Genomic DNA, 8,121 nt, shown 5'->3' with positions numbered 1-8,121 from the left:
GAGCTCCGGCGCCCGCAGCGCGATGTCCGTAGGCGGGTCCTCCTTGCACAGCACCGTGGCGGCGGCGCTCCGCCGCATCAGCTCGGTCAGGTGGCAATGGAGATCGAGCTCGATCCCGCTCGTGGCTCCGGGACCGACGATCTCCCGCACGCGGCTGAGCGTGTCGCCTTCGCAATCGTCGTAGCCCTCCGCCACCATGGCGCCGTGCCTGAACAGCAGCACCACATCGACCGGCATGGTGGCCCGCAGGTCGTCCAGCAGGGTGTCGCGCAGCTCTTCATAGACATGCCGCAGGGTGGTGCCGCCGGGCTGGGCGAAGGCGGAGAGGCTTTCGACCACCTCGTGGCCGTCCGCGTCCGCGAGGCCGCGCCAGACGGCGAGCGGGATGTTGGCGAAGCGCGGCGGCTCGCGGCTGCCCGAGCGGCGCGAATATTCGCGCTCGAAAAAGGCGGCCCGGCCGGTCGGCAGAGGCGCGAAGGTGTTGGTCTCGGTGGCAAGGCCGGCGATGAAGATCTTCACGGGCGGGCGGGTGCTCCTCTGGCCGAGCTTGCCCCGCCCCCTCAGGCCCCGCAAGCAGCCTCAGGCGGCGGGCGGCCGCGGGCCGTAGCTGCCGAAACGCTCCATCACGCGGCTGATCTCGTCATCCGGCAGGATGCCGGGTGCGCCGACCTGCAGGGCGATCGCGTATTGCCGGCACAACGTTTCCAGCTCGACCGCGACCCACATGGCCTTCTTCAGGGTCGGGCCGGTCGCGATGGTGCCGTGATGGGCGAGGAGGCAGCAGGTGCGGCCCTCGAGCGCGACCAGGGCCGCCCGGGACAGCTCCTCCGTGCCAAAGGTCGCGTAGCTGGCGCAGCGCACGGTGGGGCCGCCCGCGGCCGCGATCATGTAGTGGACGGCCGGGATATCGCGGCCGCAGATCGCAAAGGCGGTCGCGTAGGTCGGATGGGCGTGCACCACGGCCCCGACCTCGGGCCGGGCCAGGTAGATGTCGCGGTGGAAGCGCCATTCGGACGAGGGCCGGCAGGTGCCCTCATGCGTGCCGTCATGCCGGAGCCGCACGATCTCCTCGGCCCGCAGCTCGTCGGCCGGGATGCCGGAGGGCGTGATCAGGCAGCCTTCGCCGTGCCGCACCGACACGTTGCCGGCGGTGCCCTGGGTCAGGCCGAGCCGCTCCAGGTCCAGCATCGCCTTGACGATGGCGGCGCGGGTTTCGTCCTCGTTGGCGGCGCTCATCCGATGCGGTTCCTCCCGGCTCGGCGGAACGGTAGGGAGGGGCATGCCGGGCGGTCAACGACTGTCTGTCCCTGACCGGCCCGAACCCTGACCGATCGGCGCCGTTGACAACCATGCCGCCCAGCCCCTCCTACCGACCCTCGACCGCGCACGCGACCCTCGGCGAGGCGTTCTACGACCCGGTCGTGGCCGCGCGCTTCCCGGAGCATCGCCTGCGGTTCCGCAACCGCCGCTGGGACGCGCGCGTCGGCCTCGACGCGCTGACGGACGAGGAATGGGTCGCCCATTTCGGCCGTTTCGCGCCCCTGCCGGGCAGTTTCGAGCAGCCGCTGGCGCTGCGCTACCATGGCCACCAGTTCCGCTCCTACAATCCGGAGCTCGGCGACGGCCGCGGCTTCCTGTTCGGCCAGTTGCACGACCGGCAGGGTCGGCTGCTCGATCTCGGCACCAAGGGCAGCGGGCGCACGCCCTGGTCGCGGCAGGGCGACGGGCGCCTCACGCTGAAGGGCGGCGTCAGGGAGATCCTGGCGACCGAGATGCTGGAGGCGCAGGGCGTCGAGACCTCGAAGACCTTCAGCCTCGTCGAGACCGGCGAGCCGCTGGTGCGGGGCGACGAACCCTCGCCGACCCGCTCCTCCGTGCTGGTCCGGCTCAGCCATTCGCATATCCGGATCGGCACGTTTCAGCGCCTCGCCTACTTGGGCGAGAGCGAGAATATCGGCCGCCTGCTCGATTATGCGGTGCGGACCTACATGCCGGAGCTGTGGCGCGAGGAGACACCGGCCCGGGCCGTGGCCTTTCTGGAGGAGGTGTGCCGGCGCGTGGCCCGGATGGGCGCGGGCTGGATGGTGGCCGGCTTCGTGCACGGCGTCCTGAACACCGACAACATCAACATCACGGGCGAGAGTTTCGATTACGGGCCCTGGCGCTTTCTGCCGACCTACGATCCGGCCTTCACGGCGGCCTATTTCGACGAGACCGGCCTGTACGCCTATGGGCGGCAGCCGGATGCGCTGCTCTGGAACCTCACCCGGCTCGCCGAGTGCCTGCTGGTGCTGGCGCCGCAGCCGGAGCTGGAACGCGCGCTCGGGCTGTACGAGCCGGAATTGCAGCGGAGTTTTGCCCGCGGCATCGCCCGCCGGCTCGGCCTCGTGCCGGACGATCTGAGGGCAGCCTCCGTTCTGGCCAAGGCCAGCATCGAGTTTCTGGCCGAGAGCCGCGCGCCCTTCGAGCGCTTTTTCTTCGACTGGTACGGCGGTGAACGGAGCGCCGCCCGGGCGGCCGCGAGCCCGGCCGCTTCCGTCTACGGCTCGCCGGCTTTCGCGCCGGTCCGGGAGGCGCTGGCCGCGGTGGCGCCGGATCCGGAGGCCGATCCGGAGCATCCCTATTTCAGCCGCGCGGCGCCGGTGACGCTCCTTGTGGACGATGTCGAGGCGCTCTGGAGCGGGATCGCCGAGCGCGACGACTGGTCGGCGTTTCAGGCCTGCCTCGACGGGATCACGGCCCTGGGCGATGCTCATCGCTGGCGGCCGCTCCTGCCGGCCCCGGCCGGGTGAGCGAGAAGCCCGGGGACGGAGCGGAGGCGCCCTCTCGACCTTCGGCCAGAATCGGCGTTGCTTAAGGCTCAACAACAGGTCGTGCGGCCGCGCGGTGCCCTCCGAACCGGGCTCACGCGACCGGTCGGCCAAGGTGCAGGAGATCGCTCGACGTTGCGGACGCAATACGCCGCCCTGCCATTCCGCTACGGCGAGGGCGGGATCCAGATCCTTCTGGTCACCTCCCGCGAGACCAAGCGCTGGGTCATTCCCAAGGGCTGGCCGATGAAGGGCAAGCACCCGCACCAGGCCGCTGCCCGCGAGGCGTTCGAGGAGGCCGGCATCAAAGGCGAGGTGTCCCGCATCCCGATCGGCGCCTACACCTACGGCAAGCGCCTGCGCGACGGGACGGTCGTGCCGTGCCGGGTCGAGGTGTTCCCCCTGCATGCGCTGGAGCAGCGCCGGCGCTGGCCGGAATTCGACCAGCGTGAGACGGCGTGGTTCACGCCCCGGGCGGCGGCCGGTTCGGTTCAGGAGCCCGATCTCGCCGCCTTGATCCTGGGCTTTGCGCTGGCCCTCACGGACGCGGCCTGACCGCGCGCCCGGGCCAGCGCCCGAGCCGGCCGACAGCTCACCTGGACGGCGGTGCGGTGCGGGGCTAATGCCCAGCCTCCCCGGACCCGCCCGAATGACCGCCCAGCCCCGCCTGTCGTTTCCCAAGGACAAGATCCGCGTCCTCCTCCTCGAGGGGGTGAACGACGCGGCCGCCGACCTGATGGTGGCGGCCGGCTATCGCAATCTCGAACGCCTGCCCAAGGCCCTCGACGAGGCTGCGCTGGCCAGCGCCCTCCGGGACGTCCGCATTCTGGGCATCCGGTCCCGCACGCAGATGACCGAGGAGGTCTTCGCCGCGGCGCCGCGGCTGATCACGCTCGGCTGCTTCTCCGTCGGCACCAACCAGGTCGATCTGCCGGCCGCGCGCCGCCGCGGCATCCCGGTCTTCAACGCACCGTTCTCCAACACCCGCAGCGTCGCCGAGCTGGTGATCGGCGAGATCGTCATGCTGCTGCGCCGCGTGACCACGCGGTCCGAGGCAGCGCATCGCGGCGCCTGGGACAAGTCGGCCTCGGGCAGCTTCGAGGTGCGGGGCAAGACGCTCGGCATCGTGGGCTACGGCAATATCGGCTCGCAGCTCTCGAATCTCGCCGAAGCCATGGGCATGCGGGTGATCTTCTTTGACCACACCGACAAGCTCCGGCACGGCAACACCGAGCCTGTCGAGAGCCTGGCCGCACTGCTGAGCCAGAGCGACGTGGTCAGCCTGCACGTGCCGGAAACGGCCGCGACGGCCGGCATGATCGGCGCGGCCGAACTCGCGCTGATGCGGCCCGGCGCCTTTCTGATCAACAACGCCCGCGGCACCGTGGTGGATCTCGACGCGCTCGCCGCGGCGCTGCGGTCCGGCCATCTCGCGGGGGCCGCCGTGGACGTGTTCCCGGTGGAGCCGGCCTCCAACGCCGAGCCCTTCGTGACGCCGCTGCAGGGCATCCCGAACGTGATCCTGACACCGCATATCGGCGGCTCGACCGAGGAGGCGCAGGAGCGGATCGGCACCGAGGTGGCCCGCAAGCTCGTGGATTATTCCGACACCGGCTCGACAGTGGGGGCGATCAACTTCCCGCAGGTGCAACTGCCGCCCCGGCCCTCCGGCACCCGCTTCATGCAGGTGCAGCGCAACGCGCCCGGCATGCTGCGCCGCCTCAACGACCTGTTCGCCCAGCGCGGCGTGAACATCGCCGGCCAGTATTACCAGACGGACGACGACATCGGTTACGTGGTGATCGAGGCCGACGAGCCCGGGCCGGTGGCGGACGACATCCTGGCCGACATCCGGGCTTTGCCCGAGACGATCCGGGCGCGCATCATCTACGAGCGCCGCTGAGGCGCGGCCCGGGCCTTGTCTGGGCCCGGGTAGCCCGCGCTAGAGCAGCTTGTCGAGGGTGATCGGCAGGGAGCGGACGCGCTTGCCCGTGGCGTGGAAGATCGCGTTCGCGACCGCCGCAGCCGTGCCCACGATGCCGATCTCGCCGAGACCTTTCACGCCGATCGGGCTGATCTTGTCGTCGTGTTCCTCGACGAAGATCACCTCGATGTCGTGAATGTCGGCATTCGCCGGCACGTGGTACTCGGCCAGATTGTGGTTCATGAACCGGCCGAGGTTGTGGTCGGCCATGGTTTCCTCGTGCAGCGCCATGCCGATGCCCATGACCACGCCGCCGAGGATCTGGCTGCGCGCGGTCTTGGGATTGATGATCTTGCCGGCCGCCACCGCGACCACCACGCGGGTCACCCGCACCACACCGAGGTCCTCGTCGACCTTGACCTCGGCGAAGATGGCCGAGTGGGTGTAGCTCGCGTAGCGCTTGGTGGTGGCTGGGTCCTGCTGCGCCGTCTCCTCCCGCTCGATCACCTCGAGGCCGGCCGCCCGCATCACCTCGGAGATGGCGACCGAGCGTGACGGATCGTCCGCCACTGCGATGCGGCCGCCCCGGAACACCACCCGCTCCGGCGGTACGTTGGCGAGGGGCGACCCGTCGAGGCCGCGGGCCTTCCTGAACAACTCCTCGCGCACCGCCGTGCAGGCCACCATCACCGCCGAGCCGTTCGAGGCAGCGGTCCAGGACCCGCCTTCGATCGGGGAGGTGGGAAGCGAGGAATCGCCGATCTTGACCGAGACCTGCTCCATCCGGAGGCCGAGCGCGTCCGCGCCGATCTGGGCCAGGATGGTGTAGGTGCCGGTGCCGATGTCGGATGTCGCGGTGGCGACCTCGAGGGTGCCATCGGCCGCCAGCCGGGCCCGGGCGGAGGCCTTCTGCATGAAGGCTTCCCAAATGCCGCTCGCCATGCCCCAGCCGACCAGCTCGCGCCCCTCGGTGGTGGCGCGCGGCTCGGGATTGCGGCGCGACCAGCCGAAGCGCTCCGCGGCCTGGGCGTAGCAGGCCCGAAGTTCCTTGGACGTGAAGGGCTTGTCCTGGTTTTCGTCCTTGTCGGCGTAGTTGCGAAGACGCAGCTCGACCGGGTCGGTGCCGGTCTCCGCCGCGAGCTCGTCCATGGCGATCTCGACCGCGAACATGCCCGTCGCGGCGCCCGGCGCCCGCATGTCGGAGGGCGTGTAGGTGTCGAGCTTGGCCAGTTCGTAGGAGAAGGCGGCGTTGTCACACTGGTAGAGAAATCCCGACCAGTTGACGATGTCCTCTTGGTAATCCTCGAACCGCGACGTTCCCGAAACGGCCGCGTGGATCACGGCATTGAGCTTGCCGTTGCGGTCGGCGCCGAGCTTCACGGTCTGCAGGCTGTGCGGGCGATAGCTGAGCGTGAACATCTGGTCGCGGGTGAGGACGACCCTGACCGAGCGCTTCAGCTCCAGCGCGGCCATCACGGCCAGGAAGAGCTGGTAATGGGGCCGCAAGCCGAGGCCGAACGCGCCGCCCACATAAGCGTTCTTGACCTGGACATCGTCCGCCTTCAGCCCGAACACGGCCACTACGTAGCTGTGACTGTTCTGCGGCCCCTGGGTCTTGTCGTGGACGGTGAGCTTGCCGTCGCCTTCCCAAATCACCGTGGAGGCGTGCGGCTCCATCGGATTGTGGTGCTCGACCGCGTGCGTGTAATCGGCCTCGATCATCACCGGAGACGCCGTGAAGGCCCCTGGAGCATCGCCGCGCGGGGGTGAGGGCGGCTTGATGCCGGAGCGCTTCTTGGGCGGCACGTAGCTCTTGTAGGCCTGCGCCTCGAGACTGGTCGCGTGCTCGGCCGCCTCGTAGGTGATCCGGACGAGAGACGCCGCGTAGGCGGCCGCGTCGTAATCCTCCGCCACGACCAGCGCGACGGGCTGGCCGCTGAAATGGATCTCGGCGTCGTAGAGGGGCCGGAACGGCGAGCCGGGCGGCGCCACCTCGTCCTGGTAATTGTAGTCGAGCCAGGCCGTGCTGCGCCGGTTCTCGTGCGTGAAAACCTGGATCACGCCCGGGACGGCGAGCGCCGCCGAGCTGTCGATCGACGTGATCCGCCCGCGCGCAATCGCGCCGGACACGACGATGCCATGGGCGAGGTCGGGGGCCCGGTGCTCGGCCGCATAACGGGCCTCACCCGTGACCTTGGCAACGCCGTCGATCCGGCTTCGGGGCGCGCCGACATGGAGATCTGGATCGCGGAGCATGAGCGGCCCTCTACTTGATGCGCTTGTCGGATTGGGTCTGGGGCGTGCTGCGCGCGGCTTGGCCGAGGGCCCGGACAATGGCGCGGCGCGCGAGCTCGATCTTGAAGCCGTTGTGCTCGAACCCCTTGGCGCCCCGCAGCACGCGCTCCGCCGCGGCCTGGAAGGCTTCGGGGATCGGCGCGCGACCGCGCAGCAGCGACTCGGCGTCCGGGTCGCGCCACGGCTTGTGTGCAACACCGCCCAGCGCCAGCCGCGCGTCCCGGATCACGCCGTCCTCGATGCGCAGGGCGACCGCGACCGAGACGAGCGCGAAGGCATAGGAGAGCCGGTCGCGCAGCTTCAGGTAGGTGTGGTTGGCGGAGAAATCCTCGGCCGGAAGGTCGATCGCGGTGATCACCTCGCCGTGACGCAGCGTGGTGTCGATCTCCGGCCTGTCGCCCGGCAGGCGGTGGAATTCGGCGAACGGGATGGAGCGGGCGCCGTCCGGCCCCGTCACCTGAACGCGCGCGTCCAGCGCGGCGAGGGCGACGCACATGTCGGACGGGTGCGTCGCGATGCAGTGCTCGCTTGTGCCCAGGATCGCGTGGATCCGGTTCTGGCCTGTGATGGCCGGGCAGCCGGTGCCGGGCTCGCGTTTGTTGCAGGGCGTGCCGGGGTCGTAGAAATAGTAGCAGCGCGTGCGCTGGAGCAGGTTGCCGCCGGTTGAGGCGGCGTTGCGGAGCTGCGGCGACGCGCCGGCCAGGATGGCGCTTGTGAGCAGCGGATAGCGCTGCTCCACGCGCTCGTCATAGGCGAGGTCGGAATTCGGCACGAGCGCGCCGATCCGGAGCCCGCCTCCGGGCGCCTCCTCGATGTCCCTGAGCGGCAGCCGGGTGATGTCCACCAGCCGGGTCGGGCGCTCGACGTTGTATTTCAGGAGGTCGATCAGGTTCGTGCCGCCGGCGACGAACTTGGCGCTGGGCTCGGCCGCCAGCGCCGCCACGGCCTCCTGCACGGTGGCGGCCCGGGTGTAGCTGAAATTGTTCATCGGCCGGCCTCTCCGGCGAGCCCGCGCCGGCCGGCCGCCACCACTTCCTCGACCGCCGCCACGATGTTCACATAGGCGCCGCAGCGGCAGATGTTGCCGCTCAT

7 protein-coding genes are annotated in these 8,121 nt (G+C 70.1%); 3 read left to right on the top strand and 4 right to left on the bottom strand.

All coding sequences use genetic code 11. From position 1 onward, the window contains the following. Together JWR86_RS02580 and JWR86_RS02575 are read right to left on the bottom strand one after the other, a co-directional pair. The coding region (locus JWR86_RS02580; RefSeq protein ID WP_299560326.1) for a M81 family metallopeptidase at positions 1-519 on the bottom strand (519 nt) is incomplete at its 3' end. Positions 520-579: 60 nt separating this feature from the next. Further along, complete coding sequence (locus JWR86_RS02575) at positions 580-1,236, bottom strand: class II aldolase/adducin family protein (RefSeq protein WP_299560323.1); 657 nt, start codon at positions 1,234-1,236, stop codon at positions 580-582. Between the two features lie 113 nt (positions 1,237-1,349). On the opposite strand from JWR86_RS02575, the gene JWR86_RS02570 reads away from it, so the two are divergent. The 3 genes from JWR86_RS02570 (at position 1,350) to serA (ending at position 4,713) form a co-directional block, all read left to right on the top strand. Further along, on the top strand, positions 1,350-2,792 hold the full coding sequence (locus tag JWR86_RS02570) for a protein adenylyltransferase SelO (protein WP_299560320.1): 1,443 nt from the start codon (positions 1,350-1,352) through the stop codon (positions 2,790-2,792). Between the two features lie 153 nt (positions 2,793-2,945). Then, on the top strand, positions 2,946-3,365 hold the full coding sequence (locus JWR86_RS02565; RefSeq protein ID WP_299560317.1) for an NUDIX hydrolase: 420 nt from the start codon (positions 2,946-2,948) through the stop codon (positions 3,363-3,365). Between the two features lie 94 nt (positions 3,366-3,459). Then, positions 3,460-4,713, top strand: coding sequence for a phosphoglycerate dehydrogenase (gene serA / locus JWR86_RS02560; RefSeq protein ID WP_299560314.1), 1,254 nt, complete (start codon positions 3,460-3,462; stop codon positions 4,711-4,713). Positions 4,714-4,752: 39 nt separating this feature from the next. Here the strand turns inward: serA and JWR86_RS02555 are convergent, their stop codons facing one another. After that, positions 4,753-6,990, bottom strand: coding sequence for a xanthine dehydrogenase family protein molybdopterin-binding subunit (locus JWR86_RS02555; protein ID WP_299560311.1), 2,238 nt, complete (start codon positions 6,988-6,990; stop codon positions 4,753-4,755). Positions 6,991-7,000: 10 nt separating this feature from the next. Then, positions 7,001-8,017, bottom strand: a complete 1,017-nt coding sequence (locus tag JWR86_RS02550) for a xanthine dehydrogenase family protein subunit M (RefSeq protein WP_299560308.1) — start codon at positions 8,015-8,017, stop codon at positions 7,001-7,003. Between the last annotated feature and the right edge of the window lie 104 nt (positions 8,018-8,121).

Origin of the sequence: Enterovirga sp. (assembly GCF_028290205.1) — a bacterium.
In the GTDB taxonomy this organism is placed as follows: Bacteria; Pseudomonadota; Alphaproteobacteria; order Rhizobiales; family Beijerinckiaceae; genus Enterovirga.
The sequence above is the reverse complement of the archived record's forward strand: the minus strand, read 5'-3'. Positions and strand labels throughout refer to the sequence as shown.

Excerpts from the sequence above, each read along its gene's own strand:
- JWR86_RS02575 (WP_299560323.1), bottom strand. The coding sequence starts at position 1,236 with ATGAGCGCCGCCAACGAGGACGAAACCCGCGCCGCCATCGTCAAGGCG.
- JWR86_RS02570 (WP_299560320.1), top strand. The coding sequence starts at position 1,350 with ATGCCGCCCAGCCCCTCCTACCGACCCTCGACCGCGCACGCGACCCTC.
- serA (WP_299560314.1), top strand. The coding sequence starts at position 3,460 with ATGACCGCCCAGCCCCGCCTGTCGTTTCCCAAGGACAAGATCCGCGTC.
- JWR86_RS02555 (WP_299560311.1), bottom strand. The coding sequence starts at position 6,990 with ATGCTCCGCGATCCAGATCTCCATGTCGGCGCGCCCCGAAGCCGGATC.
- JWR86_RS02550 (WP_299560308.1), bottom strand. The coding sequence starts at position 8,017 with ATGAACAATTTCAGCTACACCCGGGCCGCCACCGTGCAGGAGGCCGTG.